Origin of the sequence: Vibrio sp. 10N.222.47.A9 (assembly GCF_963872585.1) — a bacterium.
Lineage (GTDB): Bacteria > Pseudomonadota > Gammaproteobacteria > Enterobacterales > Vibrionaceae > Vibrio > Vibrio splendidus.
In genome coordinates, this window is the sequence record NZ_CAWNBB010000033.1 from 78,958 (window position 1) to 100,165 (window position 21,208).

A 21,208-nucleotide genomic window follows, 5' to 3' on the forward strand; every position below is an offset into this window, starting at 1 on the left:
AGTTAGTCGTCCGATTTAGGTGGTTTGTCTGATATAGATAGCTTGTCTGACTTAAATGACTGGTCTGATTTAAAGGACTGGTCTGAGCCAAAACTTGGAAACAAGTAGCTCTCTTCAATAGACACCGCCAACCACTGATCATTCCAGTTTTTTAGCAGCCAGAACTGAGGCAGTTGATAATAGGTAATGCGTTGTGGTTCTTCTTGATCTTGATACCACACCTCGATGGTGTGCGGGGTATTCAGTTGTGGTGAGAGGTCGGTATAGGTTTGAGAATCGACTTCGGTGCCCACAAGCTCTTTCCATCGCTGCGACAACTCTTGCGCATTGGTAGTTTGAGGAAGTGCTGTATCTTTAAATTGATAAACCCAATGATCGTCTTCTAGCACAACTGACCAATTAGCAAAGTGCAAAGCTTGAAGCTCAGCTGCTGGATTTAAAAGAGAAGGATAAGGACTGCTGACCGTAACTTCAGGTTCGGGCTCGATCAAATAAGCTTTGATCAATGTTGGAAGGTTTAACACCCCAATAAAAGCAATCACACTGAACATGAGTATGTTGTTCCATCGGCGTCCACGATATCTCATCTGATTCTGCTCATCTAACCTATTGAGTGTTCAGTATATCGTGAAAAAGGCGATACTTTCTATGTTGCGCTATTTTCTATCACATAAGCCCATCGGCAAGTGTAACGTCTGTGCGGTAGGTGCCAAATTGAGCCAATGAAACTTACGTCTATCAAAAACACTTAGTCTTCTCGAAAAACCTTAGACCTCTCAAACAATGGGGCTTCCCAAATTTTGGGCATAAAAAAACCCAGCTATAAGCTGGGTTTTTAATTTATTCTTCTATAAAAGAAGAGACAAAGGGGCTATCAATTACTTGATTTTAGCTTCTTTGTACATAACGTGCTGGCGAACTACTGGATCAAACTTTTTGATCTCAAATTTGCCTGGCATGTTACGCTTGTTCTTGTCAGTTGTGTAGAAGTGACCAGTTCCAGCAGAAGATACTAGACGGATTTTCTCACGAATGCCTTTAGCCATTGCTTAATTCCTCTTAAACGTTTTCGCCACGTGCACGGATATCAACAAGAACAGCATCGATGCCTTTCTTATCAATAATACGCATGCCTTTAGCAGTTAGACGTAGTTTAACAAAACGTTTTTCGCTCTCTACCCAGAAACGGTGAGTTTGTAGGTTCGGCAGAAAACGACGCTTGGTAGCATTGCGTGCGTGTGAACGGTTATTACCCGTTACTGGACGCTTACCAGTTACTTGACATACTCGGGACATGAATGTCTCTCCAAATCGTTTCAGCTCGATATCAACCTTGGTGGCCGAACCTCTCTATCAATTCTGAAAATAGAGGTAAAAACCATAATGGAAAATCCATTCAAGGCTATCAAAGGTCGCGTATTATACTAACTTGACATGCATTGCTCAAGACCCGAACAGATCCTTTTTAAGGATTTCGTGATCTTTTTTTGAACAGGGCAGCTATTTGAGTAATCAGAGCTGATTTAAGGTTCTAAAATGTGGGCGGAATGATAGCAGATTTAACGCAACTAACAACCTAAAATGTGATTCAAATCCATCCGCGTTCTGCAAAAGAGATAACTTCGCCATCTCCAACCACAAAATGGTCGAGAATTCGGATGTCCACCAGCGCCAATGCGTCGGTTAATCTGCGTGTAATTCGCCTATCTGCTTGGCTTGGCTCCGCAACACCAGAAGGATGGTTGTGCGCTAGGATTAATGCTGCTGCATTATGATGAAGTGCCCGTTTCACTACTTCTCTAGGGTAAACTGATGCGGCATCGATGGTTCCTTCAAACATCACTTCATCCTTTATTACCCTGTTTTGATTATCTAGGAACAAGATATAGAAGGCTTCTCGCTGGCGATCGCGCAATATACTCGAAAGATACAACTTGGTATGGCTTGGGCTAGTGAGTGCATCGCCTCGAGATAAAGTTTCGGCCAAATAACGTTGCGTCATCTCTAAAACGGCCTGCAACTGGACATATTTCGCCTGCCCCATCCCTTTATGAGCACAAAACTCAGTCTCGGTTGCAGAAAAAAGTTGGCGCAACGAACCAAAATCTTTGATCAACTTGTCAGATAGCTCTAAAACGTTCATTCCTTGCGTGCCCGTTCGAAGAAATATCGCTAACAACTCCGCATCACTTAAAGAATCTGGCCCTCTACTCAGTAACTTTTCTCTTGGCATCGACTCAACAGGCATCTTACTTATAGGCATATAAAGGCTATTTAGGGTCATGAATACAACCCGTCAGCTTAATGAGCTTGCAACCAGAGATCCTTTGATAAAGAAAAAAGGAAACGAGTCGCTAGCAAAACCGTGTAATTGATAAGTTTGATAACACCAATTTGATGAGCATCAAGTCTGTTCGAATTCTGCTTCTAGGCACTAATCCTTTGTTCTGATATCGTAAGTCCCAGAGAAATTAAGGAACAGAATCATGCAAACATTGGTTAATCAACTGGATAACGCTGACCAACAAGGCCTAGCTGGAAAAAAAATCCTCCTTGGCATTAGTGGTGGTATTGCTGCGTATAAATGTGCCGAACTGACTCGACGCTTAATTGAACGTGGGGCGCAAGTACAAGTCGTGATGACGAATGCAGCCAAGGAGTTCATCACTCCTCTCACCATGCAAGCCGTCTCTGGAAGGCCAGTATCTGATAGTTTGCTTGATCCTGCTGCTGAGGCTTCCATGGGGCACATCGAGCTCGCGAAATGGGCTGACCTCGTGTTATTAGCGCCAGCAACCGCAGATCTTATTGCTCGCATGACGGCAGGTATGGGCAACGACCTGCTGACCACGCTGCTTTTAGCAACCGATGCGCCAGTTGCGGTATCTCCGGCAATGAACCAGCAGATGTACAGCCACCCAGCAACTCAAGAGAACATCGCGACGCTAAAACGTCGTGGCTGTGAAATCTGGGGCCCTGCCGCAGGCGAACAAGCGTGTGGTGATGTCGGCATGGGTCGCATGCTAGAACCAATGCAGCTCGTGCACCGTTGCGAAGACTTCTTCCAACCTAAACCGCTTGCTGGCCGTTCGGTGTTAATTACGGCGGGTCCAACTCGTGAAGCCATCGACCCGGTGCGTTACATTACCAACCATAGCTCAGGCAAGATGGGCTATGCACTGGCTGAAGCGGCCGCTAAACAAGGTGCAACAGTGACTCTAATCAGTGGCCCTGTTTCACTTGCGACGCCAAACAAGGTCAATCGCATTGATGTCGACAGCGCACAACAGATGTTTGATGCCGTTACTGCCAACGCAGATCAACACGATATTTTCATCAGCTGCGCCGCGGTGGCCGATTACCGCCCTGAGACCATTGCAGACCAAAAGCTTAAAAAGGTCGATGGTAAAGACGACATGACCATTCAAATGGTTAAGAACCCAGACATCGTCGCTTCTGTCGCCTCAATGTCCGAAGGGCGTCCATTTACTGTTGGCTTCGCTGCAGAAACTCAAGATGTTGAGAAGTACGCGCGCGGTAAACTGGAAAGAAAGAACCTCGATATGATTTGTGCTAATGATGTCTCTGTCGAAGGGCAAGGCTTCAATAGCAGCAGTAATGAATTGCACCTTTATTGGAAAGACGGTGATAAATCTCTGCCACTGGATAGCAAAGACACACTTGGTTTCCAGATCCTCGATCAGATCCAACAGCTTATTGGTGCATAAACGCACAAATTTGCTCTGACAATCTGCTGACACCTCTCGATTCTGTTGACCTAGGGCTCACAAAACTAGGAAACAGAATTGAATGGTGTTTATAATCCTGCTTCACTCAATCCTCATCTTTAGGAAAGGAAGTAAATAGATGGCTGGTACTCGAAAATCAAACCGTCGTGAAGAAATCCTACAAGCTCTCGCACAAATGTTGGAATCGACCGAAGGTGCTTCTCGTATCACAACGGTAAAGTTGGCCAAGCAAGTCGGCGTATCTGAAGCTGCGCTCTACCGCCACTTCCCAAGCAAAGCTCGCATGTTTGAAGGCCTAATAGAGTTCATTGAAGAAGCGTTGATGTCTCGAATCAACCGTATTCTCGATGAAGAAAAAGACACTCTTGAGCGTATCCGCCTCGTGATGCAACTTATCTTAGTCTTTTCTGAGCGCAACCCTGGTTTGACTCGTATTTTGTCGGGCCATGCCCTAATGTTTGAGAATGAGCGCCTGCGTGAACGCATCAATCAGCTTTTTGAGCGTATTGAGACTCAACTTCGCCAGATCTTGCGTGAAAGGAAACTTCGTGAAGGGAAATCGTTCCCTGTTGATGAGAAGATCTTAGCGGCTCAACTGCTCGGTCAGGTTGAAGGCAGCTTGAATCGATTTGTACGTTCTGACTTCAAATATCAACCGACAGAAAACTTTGATGCTTATTGGGCACTGCTGAGCGCTCAGATTAAGTAGCAATCAAATTAAGTAGCAATCAAATCTTAAGTGATGGTTATGACGACGAAAACTTCTCCGACAAACAGTACGGCACAACACGTTATTACTAAGCCACCTTTTACTCTGGCACTACTCCACCCTAAATACTGGGGAGTGTGGTTCGGTTTTGGGCTATTGGCGCTTATCGTTAATGTTCTCCCTTACCGTATATTATTACTGCTAGGTCGTTCATTGGGCTCTCTTGGGGCTCGCTATGGTAAAAAGCGCGTAGCGGTCGCAACACGTAACTTGGAACTCGCCTTCCCAGATAAGCCTGCTGATGAAGTCGCGGCTATGGTCAGTGAAAACTTTAAAAATACCGGCATGGCACTGATCGAAACCGGTATTACCTGGTTTTGGCCGACGTGGCGTTTCAAAAGAATCCTAGTGGATAAAGACACCCAAACACTGCGCACTCACAAAGCCAACGGTAAAGGTGTTTTGTTGTGCTGTGTACATGCCTTGAATCTAGAGATCACTGCGCGAGCAATGGCCGTTCTTGGTATTTCTGGTTTAGGTGTTTATCGCCCGCATAACAACCCAGCTTACGAGTTCATTCAATACCGTGGTCGTACTCAGAACGGCAACCGTCTTATCCACCGTAAAGATGTGAAGCGTATGATTCGAATCCTGCGTCAAGGTGAGATCCTTTTCTATCTACCTGATCATGACTACGGCCGTAACAAGTCTGTGTTTGTGCCTTTCTTCGCTGTAGAAGATGCATGTACCACAACAGGCACCAGTATTCTGGCTTACACCAGCCGATGCGCACTTGTTCCGGGTTCTGGTTTTAGAAATACCGATGGCAAATATGAGATCATGGCCGATGAATCGATCGAAGATAACTATCCTCAAAAAGATGAGAAAGCCGCGGCCGCTTATCTAAACCGTTATCTTGAGAAAATTATCTTACGAGCGCCAGAGCAATGGATGTGGCTGCACAAGCGCTTCAAAACCATGGAAGACCCAGAAATTGAGCGCGGCATTCGTTATAAATAGATAAGAAAGCTGCTCATCTCAATAGAAAAGTAAAAGGCCCGAAAGAGTTATCTCTCTCGGGCCTTTTTACTTTTTCGATTCTTAACCTAGAGCGCTAAACCATCAGATTCAACTTCTTCAGTTTACGAATTAGATACCATATTGAGCGCGGTACGCTTTTACAGATTCAAGATGTGCTGCGTCGGTACCTTTCTCTTCAAGGAAAGTCACCAAATCAGTCAGGCTAACGATTGAGATAATTGCACAACCGAAGTCACGCTCTACTTCTTGAATCGCAGACAATTCGCCTTTGCCTTTCTCTTGACGGTCGATAGCAACAAGCACACCCGCTAAGTCAGCACCGTTTGCTTGGATGATTTCCATCGACTCACGGATCGCTGTACCAGCAGTGATCACGTCATCCACTAACATGATACGACCTTCAAGTTCGCTACCCACTAGGTTGCCACCTTCACCGTGGTTCTTCGCTTCTTTACGGTTGAAACAGTAAGGCGTGTCCACATCGTGGTGATCAGCGAGTGCAACCGCTGTTGTCGTTGCAATTGGGATACCTTTGTACGCAGGGCCAAATAGTACGTCGAACTCAATGCCTGAGTCTGCCAATGCTGCTGCGTAGAAGCGACCTAAACGTGCTAGGTCACGACCTGTATTAAACAATCCAGCATTGAAGAAGTAAGGGCTCTTACGGCCAGACTTTAAAGTAAACTCACCAAACTTAAGTACTTCTTTCTCTAGTGCAAATTCAATAAATTCACGTTGATATGCTTTCATGTTTTTCCTCTACGTTTATTCAATAAAACTTAATTAACTTAAACTCTTCTTAGTATCTTCTAAGTAGTCGTATTTTCCGCTAGGCAACAAGCTTACGAAACCCGTGAGCTTACGAGTAGTAAGTGATTCGGGTGGTAAGCGCAGTTAACAACGCGGAGGGCGCGAATACGAAGAAGATAAAAAAATAGCCCCCAATGTGGGAGCTATCTAGAAACTAGTCGGCCAACGCAGCTTTCTGCGCTTCGACGATATCGGTAATGCCCTTATTAGCCAGGGCTAAAAGCTGCATCAGCTCTTCGTGGCTGAACGGTTCGCCTTCTGCGGTGCCTTGAATCTCAATCATCTTACCGTCTTCCGTCATTACAACGTTCATGTCGGTATCAGCTGCTGAGTCTTCAACGTACTCAAGGTCACACAGTGCTTGTGCACCAACGATGCCCACTGAAACTGCCGCTACGTGGCCTTTCATTGGGTTCTTTTTCAGTTTGCCGCTTGCTAGTAGGCTGTTGATAGCATCAGCCATTGCAACGCTTGCACCTGAGATAGAAGCAGTACGTGTACCGCCGTCTGCTTGGATAACATCACAATCGACAGTGATCATGATTTCACCCATTACTTTCAGGTCAACAACAGCACGTAGGCTACGCGCGATCAGACGTTGGATTTCCATCGTACGACCACCTTGCTTACCGCTCGCCGCTTCACGACGGTTACGAGTGTGCGTTGCACGTGGCAGCATGCCGTATTCAGCGGTTACCCAACCCTTTCCTTGGCCTTTTAACCAACGCGGTACGTTTTCTTCTACCGTCGCATTACATAGAACTTTAGTGTTGCCGAACTCAACTAATACAGAACCTTCAGCATAAGCTGTGTAGTTACGAGTAATTTTAATTGGACGAATTTGATCTACAGCGCGGTCATTTGGACGCATTGGTATCTACCTTATTAACAGTCTGAAGTGATTTACTATCGAAAGAGTGCATCACCTAAGAAAGGGGTGAGACAGTTTTGATTGGGGCAAGATTATATAGCAGTTTATCTTTCAAATCTATTTACCATTCAAAGCAACTTACGACTTAAAGCGACTTACGACTCAAAGATACTTACCGTGAAAGGCTATTTATCGCGGAAAAGCGACAGGCTTCGGGTGCACCCCGTATCGTGATACTATGCGTGCGCGTTATTTTCAGAATGATAAAAGACAGGAAAATTCGATGATTTATAGTATGACCGCGTACGCACGCAAAGAAGTAAAAGGCGATTGGGGTACAGCAGTATGGGAAATCCGTAGTGTAAACCAACGCTACCTTGAAACTTACTTCCGTATGCCTGAACAGTTCCGTGGTTTAGAGCCGATCTTGCGTGAGCGTTTCCGTAAGCGTCTAGCGCGCGGCAAGGTTGAATGTAACCTACGTTTTGAAGCAAACCCTGCTGCAAAGGGCGAGCTAAGCATTAACGAAGGTTTGGCTCAGCAAGTAATCAATGCGGCGAACCAAGTAATGACGATGACTGGCGAAGACAGCCGTTTGAACCCATTCCAAGTCATGAATTGGCCTGGTGTGATGGAAACGCCAGAGCAAGACATGGATGCCATCAACAAAGACCTGCTAGAAGCATTCAACGATGCTATCGCAGAGTTCATTGATGCTCGTGCTCGTGAAGGTGAGAACATGAAGGCGCTAATCGTACAGCGCTTAGATGCAATCACTGAAGAAGTAGTGAAAGTTCGTGCACGTATGCCTGAGATCCTAGAGTGGCAACGTGAGCGTCTTCTTACCAAATTTGAAGATGCTAAAATTGAACTTGAAGGTTCTCGTGTTGAGCAAGAACTTATCCTACTTGCGCAGAAGTCAGACGTAGCAGAAGAGCTAGACCGTTTAGACTCTCACGTGAAAGAAGCAAATGTAGTACTGAAGAAAGGTGGCGCTTGTGGCCGTAAGCTAGACTTCATGATGCAAGAGTTCAACCGTGAGTCAAACACACTAGCGTCTAAGTCTATCAGCACAGACATAACAGCATCAGGCGTAGAGCTTAAAGTTCTTATCGAACAGATGCGTGAGCAGATCCAGAACATTGAATAACAGTTTGTCAGTAACACGCTGTGAATAGCCATTAGCTGAATCAGTGTTGATTAACTAACAGTGTTGATTAGATCAAGATAAGCTCCTAGTTTTAGGGGCTTTTTTTATGGATACAATAATGACAATCAGGATGAGTAAGTTGAGCAGGTTGTTACGCAGGAGATTTGTTTGGAGCAAGAGATAGATACAGCTATAGATAAAACAGAGAAGCGGATGTAACAAAGGATTTTAGAATATTTTGAGGGGGATATTACAGGTGGAACTAGAGGGGAAAAGATTTAAAAGAGAAAGTGACGCAAGTTGCTAATGCAACTTGCGCCGACTTAAAATCTTATAGAGCTACAACGTTTGCAGCTTGAAGACCTTTTTGGCCTTGCTCTACTTCGAAAGACACTTGTTGGCCTTCTTTAAGAGTCTTGAAACCTTCAGAAGCGATAGCACGGAAGTGAACGAATACGTCAGCGCCGCCGTTGTCTTGAGTTAGGAAACCGAAACCTTTCTCTTCGTTAAACCATTTTACTACGCCGTTTGTTTTGTTAGACATGATGTGTCCCTTATATAAAAATAAAAAATTAATCGCCAAAAGTGCGATGCGCTGAAAGCTTGAATTATTTAATGTATCTATGAAGCCAAGGGAAACACTGAGAATAACAATGAAGCAATACTAAGGGTTTTACTTTACAACTGATGTTTCATTTAATAACTCTGAAAACAGAGCGAGGCCATTCTTGGTGATCTGGGTCGGGTTGTAAAGCTTTATTTGAAAATAATTGATGTTTTTTTGTTCGGTTGACTCAGATTACAGCCCTACTACGCCATTAAGCTCATTTATAACGCTTTGATCTTAAGAAATTTACTCATAGTACGACTCTCTAAGCACTCCCCCTCAGGTAAGTCCGTATTTCTAGTATGCATAGAAAAGCTCAACCCCATCCCAGGTTTGAACCAGTAATTAAGACGACCTTATTTTCTGGTTGTTGAGCTTTATTTGTCATAATTATGTCTTTTTGATGATTAGCACTGATGATCGGGTAAGTCTTGGGTTTTATAGAGATCGGCAATGTCGTGATTCTTATCTCTATGTTTAGCTTCATCTTCCCTTATGCAGCAAAGCACATCCAAAAACGTAGCATTCTCGGGTAAGCGATAATATTTAATCGCAATTTCAGGAGCGGGATGATTGGGCAACGTACCATCTTGAATTTTCGAGATATATTCGGAGTAACTATTACAAGCTTCCTCTTCAAAATACCCAACGATCCTATGCGCCGTTTTAGATGAGACTAAGTAGATCACGCCATAGATGAGTAGAAAGATGAACTGTAATAGCATCACTAAGATGCGTTCTATAATGGACGGGTTGGTAACGGTAAGGAAAATCATCAAATGCATCCGTTCATTATCCGCTTCGTCCAGTAGCTCTTTGATCCAACCACCATCGTCTTTCATGCGGCGCAGAGCTTTGAGGTGATTGAACACTCCCGCCACCATGCCCGGCACCGCCGCTATGGTTTCCAACAACATAGCTCGTTTGGCTAAGTGTTTTCCATAAAACATGTTAAGTGTCTTTTTGAGAAGTCGAGTAACAAGAAGGGCAACCTTTTCGGAGAATATTTCAGGTTTATAATGAGTGCTTTCAAAATGCATAGCGTGTTCCTTATATGAGTCTAATACTTACTAATCAACATTCATGCCAAGACACAAAGCCTTGTACATCTAGGTAAAAACAACAATTAGAGTCTTATTGACAACACAATAAACATAACAAAAGAGACATCTTTATGTCTTTTAGACACATCAAGAGCAATAAAAAACCCAGCAACATGGCTGGGCTCTTATTAGCTTATAACCTGATTGATTTACTCATCCGGCTGCTTGGTTCTTAAATCGACATATGGCCAGTAATGGTGCCCAACACGAATCAAGAGTGTTGCTGCGGCCAAGATAAATGCCGCTAAAGATAACCAAACGATCAATACCGCATCGAGTTCTTTCATGCCTAAAGTGATGTAACGAGCAATTGCCATCATCGCAATGTAAATGGGGTATCGCACTGGGATCTTACCGTTCATCACAAACTGCTGAACCATCGCCAACACTTCTAAATAGATAAACATCAGCAGAATGTCGGTCAATTGCACTCGGCGTTCAGCGAAGACATGCATGAACTCTTCGACCATCGCAAACAAGGTCGCCAGTGTGATCGCCACCAGCAATACCGCTTCCATAATGTGGAATACTTTTAAAAACGGCTCACTAAAAGATTTAGGTAAGTTAGAAGGCATAGTCACTCTTCAAAAAATAATTAATCCAGTCTCTACAATAGCATGCATCAATATAAGTCGCGTACTGTCAAAGCATCGACTTGGGGATAACGCCATCAATTCATCGGTAACCACCAGGAAGAAGCAAAGGTAAGAAACAACAGATACAAAAATGGCCCCACAGTCACTGCAGAGCCATCTATTTATCTTTTACTTAACGACTGCTACTTAACAAACGTTATTTCGCCATTAGGCTTATAGCAGTATTAGGTAAGTTAAGAACACCACACACAGGCCGTAGATAAGCGGGTGTACTTCTTTATACAAACCAAAACAACTAAAAATAACTCAATTAAGTTAAGTACCTAAGTTTGAAAGTGTCATAATAGTACACGCTGATGTCGGAGTGACTATGATTCAAAATCGTCATTTGGAATAGCAGATATGATTCCTCTCTTCTGCATGCCCTTTACTGAACAAAAACAACTGGTCACCTTTCACTTTATACATCAGTTCAATTTTAGCTCTTACCAGAGCATCCATGTCGCGAACAAAGATCTCATTGTCAGTTGGCTTTAGGTTCCAGTCGATATGTTGATAGGCAACCGATAGGAGACCATTCTCAGCAATGTAATTTGCTTCATAATAGACTTCGTAGGGCTTGGTTTCTCCGACAAGTGTCTGAACATAACCTTTCTGGAAAATCAGCAAACTGTCATTTGAGGTAAACTCTAAAATAGAGCGATCAGCGATCTCTTGATAGTGACGATACCCTTGCGAAACAAACCCCTCATCAAGCTGAGCACATGCCCAACGACTACCCGCTAACTGTTGTTGCTCAAACTTCCACTGATACAACGCCACACCGATGACACAGATAGCAAGCGCAATATTGAAAACGATGATCGATTTTATCCGCATATTGCTCGAGCCCTCCTAATTGCTTTCACCACCGTCTCTGATATTTCATCAATACTCACCGAATGATTCACGTAACTTGCGTTCTTGCTGCCGTGTTTCGCAAATGCAAAAGTTTTAATCATATAAACGTCGTCGTCATAAGCAGACTCTGCGATTCGCAGATACATATCCGCATGACAAGTTGGAAACGATTGAGTCGCTAACTCATATGCGAGCAGTCGACCGTCACTTATTAAATAAGCACTGTCATAAAGATAAAAATCGGTCACGCCAATCTGAAAATGTTGATACTCACTAGGCTGGAGAAACTGTGGCTTTCGGATAAAAGGCTTAGTAAAAAAAACGAACACCAAACAGGCTAGCAGCAATACCGTTACAAACCCATGCCAAGAATACATGTTCATTTTCAAGGTAGGGGCAAGCTTAAGGCTCACCTCTTCTAAGACGATTTCTTGCTCTTGGCTAACCCGAATTGCTCGGTTTCCTATTTTCTTAATCGGCTCTTTGCCACTGTGGATGTTCAGAACGTAGCCAATTTTGCTGACTGTTTTCAAGGTGACATCGCGCGCGCCCAACTGCTCGAAGTTTTTCCTTAAACCTGAAATGACATTAGTGATCGCTTGGTCAGTGACTAATGCGCCCCCCCAACACGTTTCAAATAGTCGTTCACGAGTAACGTGAGCACCCTGGTTTTCAAGTAACAAGCTCAACACTGCATATGGAAGCGGGCGTAATTGAATACATTCACCATCGACATTCGATAAGGTTAGAGTCGTTGGATCGAGAATCAAATTGGAAAAACAGACTCTATGCATACACTCACTATTACCGAAATTAGGGCTCACGTAACCAAAAAAACACACGCGTGAAGAACTGGATCCTACCATTACCAAGTCAACTGCGTAAGCATTGAGTACAATCCATCTACCTTAAGCAAAAGTTCCTACAGAAAAAATACAACATCAAATATATCAATGAATTACATAATAAAGATAAAAACATATAAAAGGAAAACCATCAATAAACCGACAACTCATGAAGTTTATATGAATTCCATCTTTAGTTTTATATTGCCATTGAACACATAATGCACACCACTTTTTATCCCCGATGAGATGAATCTAATGAAAAAAGCAGTGATCCTTCTGGCAGCATTTTCTGCCTTTGCCGGTGCCCAAGAGCAAGCAGTTGAGAAAGACGTATCTGGCTTTTACCTAGGTGGTGGTTTTGGTACCACAACTTACGATGACGATGCCGCGTTCTCTACACTAGAAACAAAATACTCAACGCTTAAGTTGATTGGTGGCTATCAATTTAACCGCATTGTTGGCGTTGAAACACAATTCACCAAATACAGTAATATAACAGCACCAGGCTTGTCAGGTTATGCTATCGAGACAGCAGGCATATCTATTGCTGCAAACCTTGGCTACACCTTTGATAGCGGTTGGGTGCAGGTGTAGAATACACACCAGCAAGCCTTGAGAACCTAAACTTCCGTGTGGCTTACGAAGTTGATACCTTCAACGTTGATACTGGCAACTGGTTATACAATGATGTGACCGTCCAGCTTGGTAGCTTCTACGCTGGCGCAACGTACAAATTCTGATAACGAACACTTCGTTGGCTAGTAAACGTAAAGAGGCGACCACGGTCGCCCTTTTTAGATGAACATCAGCAGAATGGCGGTAAGTTGAACTCAACGTTCAGCAAAAACGAGCATAAATTTAAGAAATAACAGATACAAAAATGGCCCCACATTTACTGCAGAGCAATCTGTTTGTCTTTTACTTAGCGACTTTTATAGTGGCTAATTGGTAGTGGTTAATTAGCCTTAAAGCAGAATCAGGTAAGTTAAGAACACCACACACAGGCCGTAGATAAGCGGGTGTACTTCTTTGCGCTTACCTGCCACAACCATCGTGAATGCGTAACTGATGAAGCCCATCGCCATGCCGTTTGCTGGTGAGAAGCTTAGAACGGTGAACATGATGGTGAAGAAAGCTGCAATGCGTGACTCTTTCTTTTCCCAGTTTATCTGACCAAGGCGACCCACCATGTAGATGCCTACCACTACCATCGCAGGCGCGACCATTGCCGCTGAGAAGATAGAGAAGATTGGATATAGGAATAGAGAAACAAGAAATAAACCTGCAACCATCACCGCTGCTAAACCCGTCTTAGCTCCTTGAGAGGAAGCAATACCCGATTCAGAGAAAGCGGTAATCGATGTAGTACCTAAAATCGAACCAATCACCGTACCGCCCGCATCAGCAACCAAAGCCGATTTCGCATTAGGTACCTTACCGTCTTTGTCGATGATACCCGCATCACGACCAACACCCACAATCGTGCTTAAGCCATCGAAGAAATCGACAATCAGGAAGATAAGTACGATGAACAATAGATCGAACATTTTCTCGGACGTGAAGGCTGAGAAATCAAAGATAGCGCCAAAGCTGCCCGCCATACTTGGTGGCATAGAAAAAAATTGGTCTGGGATTGGTGCGTTTGATGTGCCCATGAATACATCAGCAAGAATGGTCAGCGCGATAGCAGAAACGAACGAGATGAAGGTTGCTAGTTTAATGTCACGAACCATACAACCCAATGCGATGAAGATACTCACGTAAGCGATGATCACTTTCGGATCTGAGATGTCACCTAAGCCAACCAGTACAAACGGGTTAGAAACAATGATGCCTGCATTCTTAAGGCCTAAGAAAGCAATGAACAAACCGAGAGATACGGTAATCGCCAGCTTTAAATCTTCAGGAATAGATTCAATCATCGACTTACGGATATTGGTCAACGAGAAAGCGAGATAAAGGATACCGGATAGGAAGATACCAAATAGCGCTTCATTCCAAAGTACCGCCACAGAACCGCTTAACAGTAGACCTTTGAAGAATCCGTTCATACTCATGCCCGGAGCCAGCATGACTGGGTAGTTACCCCAAATACCCATGATAAGCGTTGCGATAGCAGCAGAAAGAGCGGTAGCCGTAAAGACTGCCCCTTTGTCCATCCCCGGGATGCCCCCCAGAATTGCTGGGTTAACTGCCAAGATATAACTCATCGCTAAGAAGGTAATAAAACCTGCGTAGAGCTCAGTGCTGATCGTGGTCTTTCTCTCTGAGAGTTTGAACAGGGTGTCAAGCGAGCCAGACGTTTTCTGGGCTTTCAGGGTGGAGTCGGTATTCACAACAAAACCTATGTAATAAATTAAGAAATTTGAGATTCAAATGCTGTGAGAATAGAGGGGTCTCTACACTAAAAACTGTAGTCACCAAGGTAGGCTCGGTAGTAGAAACATCTAGTCCATATCACTAGACATATACAGCATTTAATCGTTTGCGCGGATTGTAAGGATTGAGATTAAAACTTCAACAAATTTTGTCGAGATCACATAAAAAAGTGAAGATAACGAGTCATTGCAGTTATACAAAGATCCTTGAAAAGATCATTCGCTGATAAATAACGATCAAGCCAGTTGTTCTCAATCATCTAAATATGCTACTCTTCGCCTCCATTTTTCTGACCTAATTTTCACCAACTGTCTCTATTAGTTTCACTCGTTATCTCTTTAGATGTAACCACCAGAACAATTAGTAGATGCACCACCGGAACAAAAATTAAGGTCAGTGCTATCTTTTATAGTGTCGGTTTATCGCCTTCACTCAATCCAACCAACAGTGGAAATATACAGATGGGCATAGGTACTCTTTACATCGTATCTGCACCTAGTGGCGCAGGTAAATCGAGCTTGATCTCAGCAATGCTGGAAACCAATCCAACCTACGCAATGAAGGTATCTGTTTCACACACCACTCGCGGTATGCGCCCTGGTGAAGAGAATGGTGTTCACTACCACTTCGTAGAGAAACATCACTTTGAAGACCTGATTAAGAAAGGTGAGTTTCTAGAGTACGCTGAAGTGTTCGGCAACTACTACGGCACTTCACGTGTTTGGATTGAAGAAAACCTAAACCGCGGTATCGATGTATTCCTAGATATCGACTGGCAAGGTGCTCGTCAGATCCGTGAACAAATGCCTCAAGCGAAGAGTGTCTTCATTCTTCCACCATCAAATGGTGAGCTAGAGCGTCGTTTGAATGTTCGCGGTCAAGATAGCGACGAAGTTATTGCGAAACGCATGAGCGAAGCAAAATCTGAGATTTCTCACTATGCAGAATACGATTATGTGATCGTAAATGATGACTTTGATGCAGCCTTAATGGACTTCAGAGCAATCATTCGTGCGGAGCGCTTAAAAGAAGATAAGCAAGCAGCTAAATACAGCGGCATGCTTACAGCACTACTAGCGGAATAATCTCTGATACCAATCGTAGTAAACAACTGGTCATTCTAGCTTGCTAAAAAGCCTGATAACGTCGTTATAATTTTTGATTGTAGGGTCACTACTTATCGAAACTCTTTGTCGATTAGAGCTGCCTTGTTCTCAAGCCTTTTTCCGGCGCTTTTTATGATCACTTATTTACTGTGATTGGTATAACTGGATTTTCCATTGAGATAAGTATACGGTGAGCTAGAAAGTCTCTAGTTAAACTTGTATACTTTCTCGTCATATAAAATTTATTAGTTAATTACTATTTGGAGTCCTCATGGCACGCGTAACTGTTCAAGACGCTGTTGAAAAAGTTGGCAACCGTTTCGACCTAGTTCTTATTTCGGCTCGCCGCGCACGTCAAATGCAAACTGGCGGCAAAGATTCACTAGTGCCTGAAGAAAACGATAAGCCGACGGTTATCGCTCTTCGCGAAATCGAAGAAGGTCTTATCACTAAAGACGTACTAGATGCTCGTGAGCGTCAAGAGCAACAAGAGCAAGAAGCGGCTGAACTTGCAGCAGTAAGCAGCATCGCTCACACTCGCTGATAGAATCAACGTCATTCGAACTAATTAACCTTCCGGGCCTTTAATTTGTATCTATTCGATAGCCTCAAAGACGTTGCCCAAGAATACCTAACAGAGCCTCAAATTGAGGCTCTGCGTCAATCTTATGTGGTAGCGAGAAATGCCCATGAAGGGCAAACCCGTTCAACGGGTGAACCATACATAATCCATCCTGTTGCTGTTTCAAGAATCCTGGCAGAAATGCGTCTGGATATCGAAACTCTGCAAGCCGCCCTACTCCACGATGTAATTGAAGATACTGAAGTTACAAAAGAGGAGCTAGAAGCTCAATTCGGCAATACCGTTGCTGAACTGGTTGATGGTGTATCTAAGCTGGATAAGCTTAAATTTCGTGATCGCAAAGAAGCGCAAGCAGAGAACTTCCGCAAGATGGTTCTCGCCATGGTGCAAGACATCCGCGTTATCTTGATCAAATTAGCTGACCGTACTCACAACATGCGTACGCTTGGGGCACTTCGTCCTGACAAAAAGCGTCGTATTGCCCGTGAAACTTTAGAGATCTATTCTCCGCTAGCTCACCGTCTTGGTATTCATAACATCAAGACCGAACTAGAAGAGTTGGGCTTCGAAGCCCTCTACCCTAACCGTTATCGCGTACTCAGAAATGTAGTGAAAGCTGCGCGTGGTAACCGTAAGGAAATGATCCAACGTATCCATAGCGAAATTGAAGGCCGTCTTGAAGAAGTCGGTTTGTCTGCTCGCGTCGTAGGTCGTGAAAAGAACTTGTTCTCAATCTATAACAAGATGAAAACCAAAGAACAGCGCTTTCACACCATTATGGATATCTACGCTTTCCGCGTAGTGGTTGATACCCCAGACACTTGTTATCGCGCACTTGGCCAGGCTCACAGCTTGTACAAGCCACGTCCGGGCCGCATGAAAGATTACATTGCGGTACCAAAAGCCAACGGCTACCAATCTCTTCATACGTCAATGATCGGTCCTCACGGGGTACCTGTAGAGGTTCAGATCCGTACCGAAGATATGGAGCAAATGGCCGATAAAGGCGTCGCGGCGCACTGGTCTTACAAAGGCAGTGGCTCACGCAGTAGCAATGGGACAACCGCACAGGTTAAAGCACAGCGTTGGATGCAGAGCTTACTTGAGCTTCAACAAAGCGCAGGTAACTCATTCGAATTCATTGAAAACGTTAAATCTGATCTGTTCCCAGATGAGATCTTCGTGTTCACGCCGAAAGGTCGCATCGTCGAACTTCCTGCGGGTGCAACAGCGGTCGATTTTGCTTACGCGGTACATACCGATGTGGGCAACATGTGTGTAGGGGCTCGTGTCGACATGAACCCTTACCCACTCAGCAAATCGCTGAAGAACGGTCAAACCATTGAGATCATCAGTGCTCCGGGCGCACGTCCAAATGCAGCATGGCTCAACTACGTGGTGACCTCACGCGCTCGAACTAAGATCCGTCAGGTTCTGAAGACCATGCGCCGTGAAGAGTCGATTACGCTAGGCCGTCGTCTACTGAATCACGCACTTGGTGAACACTCTATTGCCGATATCGGCCAAGAGAACCTCGAGCATGTATTGTCTGACTTACGCCTAGAAAGCGTTGAAGACTTGCTAGCATCGATTGGTCTTGGCGAGCTGATGAGTATCGTCATTGCTCGGCGCCTACTGGGTGATGCTGACGAACTGACTGAAGTGAAAAACAACAGCGATGCGCCTAGGAAGAAACTAGCTATCCGCGGAGCTGAAGGTCTACTACTGACTTTTGCAAATTGTTGTCACCCGATCCCAGGCGATCACATCATTGCTCATGTATCTCCAGGTCGTGGCCTTGTTGTTCACCGCGAAACGTGTCCAAACGTTCGTGGCTACCAAAAAGAACCAGACAAATACATGGCGGTGGAATGGTCTGACGATTACGATCAAGAGTTCACAGCGGAACTTCAGATCGACATCCAGAACCACCAAGGTGCACTAGCAGAGTTAACGAACGTTATCTCGAAAACAGGCTCAAACATTCACGGTATTTCAACCGAAGAACGTGATGGACGCCTGTACACAGTGACTATCTTGCTGACGACCAAAGATCGTGTTCATCTTGCAAGTATTATGAAAAAGCTACGTGTGATGCCACACGCGCTGAAAGTAAAACGTCGTAAGAACTGATCTAAAAGCAGATAAATAAAGCAGATGAGAGATACGAGTCTCGAGATGCGAAGAGCAAAAGCTTTTCACCACCTCAACTCTTCGTATTTCGAGTCTGCTTTAATTTTTTGTACTGCCCTGTTTTCTATATCCCCCCTTTAGTACCCAGTTTACTCGTACCTCGTCTCTGCCCTTGATCCTTCGCATCTCGTTCACCCGTATCCCGAATCTGCTCTAATCTTTTCGCATATCGTTTACCCAAATCCCGTATCCGCTCTTAATCTCTTCGTATCTCGTTTACTCGCATCCCTCATCTGCTTCTAAGCTTTACCCTGTACAAAAATCCAGTAAAATGCTTGAATAGATTATCTCTCTTACGTTTATGAGCCTTGTTATGTCACAGCTTTTATCTGCTATCCCTCTCAACTCTTTATCTGGAGTCGGCGCTAAAGTCGCAGAGAAACTAGAGAAGGTTGGGCTTAACAATGTACAAGACCTGCTATTTCACCTGCCTTTGCGCTATGAAGATCGAACGCGTATCTATCCCATCGTAAAACTGCATGCTGGTTTATGGGCAGCAGTGCAAGGCAAGGTAATGCACGTCGATACCATTTTCGGTAAACGTAAGATGCTCGCAGTAAAGATCAGTGATGGTAATGGCACTATTACCCTACGTTTTTTCAACTTCACTGCAGGCATGAAGAATAACTTTGCTGAAGGCAAACAAGTGCATGCTTATGGTGAGATCAAGCGCGGTAATATGGGGCTTGAGATCGTCCATCCTGATTACAAATTCTTTGCGCCGAGGCAACAGCCAGACGTTGAAGCCAACCTAACTCCGGTGTACCCAACCACCGAAGGGCTAAGACAAGTCACGCTGCGTAATCTTACCGATCAAGCTTTAGAGTTAATCGACAAGGCCGCAGTTAATGAGTTGCTTCCATCCGGTTTATACGACCACCAAATAACACTCGCGCAAGCACTGCATACCATTCACAGGCCTCCTCCAGGCATTGACCTAGAGCTGTTTGATGAAGGTAAACACCCTGCGCAGCTACGCCTGATTATGGAAGAGCTACTGGCGCAAAACCTATCGATGCTGTCTGTTCGTAGTAAGGGGCAGCAAGACAAAGCGATGCCTTTCCCTCAGGTAAACACCCTCAAAGATAAGTTGCTAGCTCAACTTCCGTTTTCACCAACCAATGCTCAAGTAAGGGTGACTAAAGAGATCGAAGCCGACCTTGAAAAGCCACACCCTATGATGCGTTTAGTACAGGGTGATGTAGGTTCAGGTAAAACCTTAGTCGCCGCACTGGCAGCCGTTCGCGCACTCGAACATGGTCAGCAAGTGGCACTGATGGCACCAACCGAGCTATTGGCAGAACAGCACGCGATTAACTTTGCTAACTGGTTTGAGGCGATGGGCATTCAAGTCGGTTGGCTGGCCGGTAAACTCAAAGGTAAGGCTCGTGAAACGGAACTAACACGTATTGCTAGCGGCGAAGCGCAAATGGTGGTTGGTACTCATGCGCTGTTCCAAGAGCATGTCGAGTTCAAAAACCTTGGTTTAGTGATCATTGATGAGCAACACCGATTTGGCGTCCACCAACGATTAGAGCTACGTGAGAAAGGAGCAAAGCAAGGCTACTACCCCCATCAGTTGGTCATGACCGCCACCCCAATCCCACGAACGTTAGCAATGACGGCCTATGCCGACCTCGAAACTTCGATTATTGATGAACTGCCACCGGGACGAACCCCAATTCAAACCGTAGCGATTCCTGATACCAAGCGCGATGACATTGTTGAACGTGTGAAAAATGCGTGTCTCAATGAAGGCAAGCAAGCCTACTGGGTGTGTACGCTGATTGATGAATCGGAAGTACTGGAAGCTCAAGCTGCAGCTGATACGGCAGAAGAGCTGCAACGCAAACTGCCTGACGTAAAAATTGGTTTAGTCCATGGCCGTATGAAACCCGCCGAGAAACAAGCGGTGATGCGAGAGTTCAAAGAGAACAAGCTGCATCTATTGGTTGCGACAACCGTGATTGAAGTCGGTGTGGATGTACCGAATTCGAGCTTAATGATCATAGAGAACCCAGAACGTCTTGGCCTAGCGCAACTACACCAACTGCGTGGCCGTGTTGGCCGAGGTTCGGTCGCAAGCCATTGTGTACTGTTGTATCACTCACCGCTATCTAAAACCGCTCAGAAACGCTTAGGTGTGCTGCGTGAAAGTAACGATGGCTTTGTGATTGCACAGCGCGACTTAGAAATCCGTGGCCCCGGTGAATTGCTCGGTACCAAACAAACTGGCTTGGCTGATTTCAAGATCGCCGATCTAATTCGTGACCAACGTTTAATCCCAGAAGTGCAACGTATTGCTCGTCATATTCACGATAGCTACCCAGACAATGCCAAGGCGATCATCAACCGTTGGTTGGGTGAACGCGATGTTTACTCTAAAGCTTAATTAACCAAGTTACCATCGCCCAGAACGTAGAAAGGCTTCCCTTAAGGAAGCCTTTTTAGTGTGCGTTACTTTCATCAAGCAAGAGCGAGATTCCCTATTCGCTCGTTCCTCATAGGGAATGACGATCAAAGTAAACTTTCATCATCAAAGTCCATGGTTAGCAATTCGTCA

The 21,208-nt window shown here is 44.6% G+C and carries 20 protein-coding genes, 1 pseudogene and 1 riboswitch; of the genes and pseudogenes, 9 read left to right on the forward strand and 12 right to left on the reverse strand.

From position 1 onward, the window contains the following. Window positions 1–2: 2 nt before the first annotated feature. From AACT19_RS09840 to radC, 4 genes are all read right to left on the reverse strand, one after another. Entirely contained in the window at window positions 3–551 is a 549-nt protein-coding gene (locus AACT19_RS09840) for a hypothetical protein (RefSeq protein ID WP_076646101.1), read from the reverse strand. A 327-nt stretch (window positions 552–878) separates the two neighbouring features. Beyond that, window positions 879–1,046 (reverse strand): 50S ribosomal protein L33, encoded by a 168-nt coding sequence (gene rpmG, locus AACT19_RS09845; RefSeq protein WP_002535344.1) that lies wholly within the window; start codon window positions 1,044–1,046, stop codon window positions 879–881. 13 nt (window positions 1,047–1,059) lie between these two features. Beyond that, window positions 1,060–1,296 carry a 50S ribosomal protein L28 gene (gene rpmB / locus AACT19_RS09850; RefSeq protein ID WP_004728407.1) on the reverse strand — a complete coding sequence of 79 codons (237 nt, stop codon included), beginning with the start codon at window positions 1,294–1,296 and terminating at the stop codon, window positions 1,060–1,062. 292 nt (window positions 1,297–1,588) lie between these two features. Continuing rightward, window positions 1,589–2,263 (reverse strand): RadC family protein, encoded by a 675-nt coding sequence (gene radC, locus AACT19_RS09855; RefSeq protein WP_026012282.1) that lies wholly within the window; start codon window positions 2,261–2,263, stop codon window positions 1,589–1,591. 223 nt (window positions 2,264–2,486) lie between these two features. On the opposite strand from radC, the gene coaBC reads away from it, so the two are divergent. The 3 genes from coaBC to lpxL all read left to right on the forward strand — a co-directional run bounded on the left by coaBC (window position 2,487) and on the right by lpxL (window position 5,478). Continuing rightward, window positions 2,487–3,728, forward strand: a complete 1,242-nt coding sequence (gene coaBC, locus AACT19_RS09860; RefSeq protein ID WP_076646102.1) for a bifunctional phosphopantothenoylcysteine decarboxylase/phosphopantothenate--cysteine ligase CoaBC — start codon at window positions 2,487–2,489, stop codon at window positions 3,726–3,728. Between the two features lie 139 nt (window positions 3,729–3,867). Continuing rightward, entirely contained in the window at window positions 3,868–4,458 is a 591-nt protein-coding gene (gene slmA, locus AACT19_RS09865; protein ID WP_016768952.1) for a nucleoid occlusion factor SlmA, read from the forward strand. Window positions 4,459–4,497: 39 nt separating this feature from the next. Then, the gene (lpxL, locus tag AACT19_RS09870; RefSeq protein WP_029222631.1) at window positions 4,498–5,478 is read left to right on the forward strand and encodes an LpxL/LpxP family Kdo(2)-lipid IV(A) lauroyl/palmitoleoyl acyltransferase; all 981 of its coding nucleotides are present in this window, start codon (window positions 4,498–4,500) and stop codon (window positions 5,476–5,478) included. 129 nt (window positions 5,479–5,607) lie between these two features. Here lpxL and pyrE read toward each other — a convergent pair whose 3' ends face one another. Beyond that, window positions 5,608–6,249: an orotate phosphoribosyltransferase gene (pyrE, locus tag AACT19_RS09875; RefSeq protein WP_004735727.1), complete on the reverse strand. Its 642-nt coding sequence runs from the start codon at window positions 6,247–6,249 to the stop codon at window positions 5,608–5,610. A gap of 214 nt (window positions 6,250–6,463) precedes the next feature. Next, on the reverse strand, window positions 6,464–7,180 hold the full coding sequence (gene rph / locus AACT19_RS09880) for a ribonuclease PH (RefSeq protein WP_004735726.1): 717 nt from the start codon (window positions 7,178–7,180) through the stop codon (window positions 6,464–6,466). 283 nt (window positions 7,181–7,463) lie between these two features. Between rph and AACT19_RS09885 the strand changes: the two genes are divergently transcribed. Continuing rightward, window positions 7,464–8,330, forward strand: a complete 867-nt coding sequence (locus AACT19_RS09885) for a YicC/YloC family endoribonuclease (RefSeq protein WP_004735725.1) — start codon at window positions 7,464–7,466, stop codon at window positions 8,328–8,330. A 331-nt stretch (window positions 8,331–8,661) separates the two neighbouring features. Here the strand turns inward: AACT19_RS09885 and cspE are convergent, their stop codons facing one another. The 5 genes from cspE to AACT19_RS09910 form a co-directional block, all read right to left on the reverse strand. Then, the gene (gene cspE, locus AACT19_RS09890) at window positions 8,662–8,874 is read right to left on the reverse strand and encodes a transcription antiterminator/RNA stability regulator CspE (protein ID WP_004735656.1); all 213 of its coding nucleotides are present in this window, start codon (window positions 8,872–8,874) and stop codon (window positions 8,662–8,664) included. Between the two features lie 470 nt (window positions 8,875–9,344). Further along, window positions 9,345–9,977 carry an alternative oxidase gene (locus AACT19_RS09895; protein WP_076646103.1) on the reverse strand — a complete coding sequence of 211 codons (633 nt, stop codon included), beginning with the start codon at window positions 9,975–9,977 and terminating at the stop codon, window positions 9,345–9,347. Between the two features lie 212 nt (window positions 9,978–10,189). Continuing rightward, window positions 10,190–10,615, reverse strand: coding sequence for a phosphate-starvation-inducible protein PsiE (locus tag AACT19_RS09900; protein WP_076646104.1), 426 nt, complete (start codon window positions 10,613–10,615; stop codon window positions 10,190–10,192). A 405-nt stretch (window positions 10,616–11,020) separates the two neighbouring features. Then, on the reverse strand, window positions 11,021–11,515 hold the full coding sequence (locus tag AACT19_RS09905) for a hypothetical protein (protein ID WP_076646105.1): 495 nt from the start codon (window positions 11,513–11,515) through the stop codon (window positions 11,021–11,023). Next, a complete protein-coding gene (locus AACT19_RS09910) occupies window positions 11,506–12,330 on the reverse strand; it encodes a winged helix-turn-helix domain-containing protein (protein ID WP_076646106.1) in 825 nt (274 codons plus the stop codon). The genes AACT19_RS09905 and AACT19_RS09910 overlap by 10 nt, the downstream gene beginning before the upstream one ends. A 309-nt stretch (window positions 12,331–12,639) precedes the next feature. Between AACT19_RS09910 and AACT19_RS09915 the strand changes: the two are divergent. Continuing rightward, window positions 12,640–13,124: pseudogene (locus tag AACT19_RS09915) on the forward strand (outer membrane beta-barrel protein). A 225-nt stretch (window positions 13,125–13,349) separates the two neighbouring features. Here AACT19_RS09915 and AACT19_RS09920 read toward each other — a convergent pair. Further along, complete coding sequence (locus AACT19_RS09920; protein ID WP_076646107.1) at window positions 13,350–14,720, reverse strand: NCS2 family permease; 1,371 nt, start codon at window positions 14,718–14,720, stop codon at window positions 13,350–13,352. 58 nt (window positions 14,721–14,778) lie between these two features. After that, a riboswitch (purine riboswitch) is annotated at window positions 14,779–14,878 on the reverse strand. Between the two features lie 346 nt (window positions 14,879–15,224). Between AACT19_RS09920 and gmk the strand changes: the two genes are divergently transcribed. From gmk to recG, 4 genes are all read left to right on the forward strand, one after another. Beyond that, window positions 15,225–15,848, forward strand: a complete 624-nt coding sequence (gene gmk / locus AACT19_RS09925; RefSeq protein WP_004735650.1) for a guanylate kinase — start codon at window positions 15,225–15,227, stop codon at window positions 15,846–15,848. Between the two features lie 292 nt (window positions 15,849–16,140). Further along, window positions 16,141–16,413 carry a DNA-directed RNA polymerase subunit omega gene (gene rpoZ / locus AACT19_RS09930; protein WP_004735648.1) on the forward strand — a complete coding sequence of 91 codons (273 nt, stop codon included), beginning with the start codon at window positions 16,141–16,143 and terminating at the stop codon, window positions 16,411–16,413. Between the two features lie 45 nt (window positions 16,414–16,458). Beyond that, window positions 16,459–18,585 carry a bifunctional GTP diphosphokinase/guanosine-3',5'-bis pyrophosphate 3'-pyrophosphohydrolase gene (gene spoT / locus AACT19_RS09935; RefSeq protein WP_004735646.1) on the forward strand — a complete coding sequence of 709 codons (2,127 nt, stop codon included), beginning with the start codon at window positions 16,459–16,461 and terminating at the stop codon, window positions 18,583–18,585. Between the two features lie 373 nt (window positions 18,586–18,958). Further along, complete coding sequence (gene recG / locus AACT19_RS09940; protein ID WP_076646108.1) at window positions 18,959–21,037, forward strand: ATP-dependent DNA helicase RecG; 2,079 nt, start codon at window positions 18,959–18,961, stop codon at window positions 21,035–21,037. The last annotated feature ends 171 nt before the right edge of the window (window positions 21,038–21,208 follow it).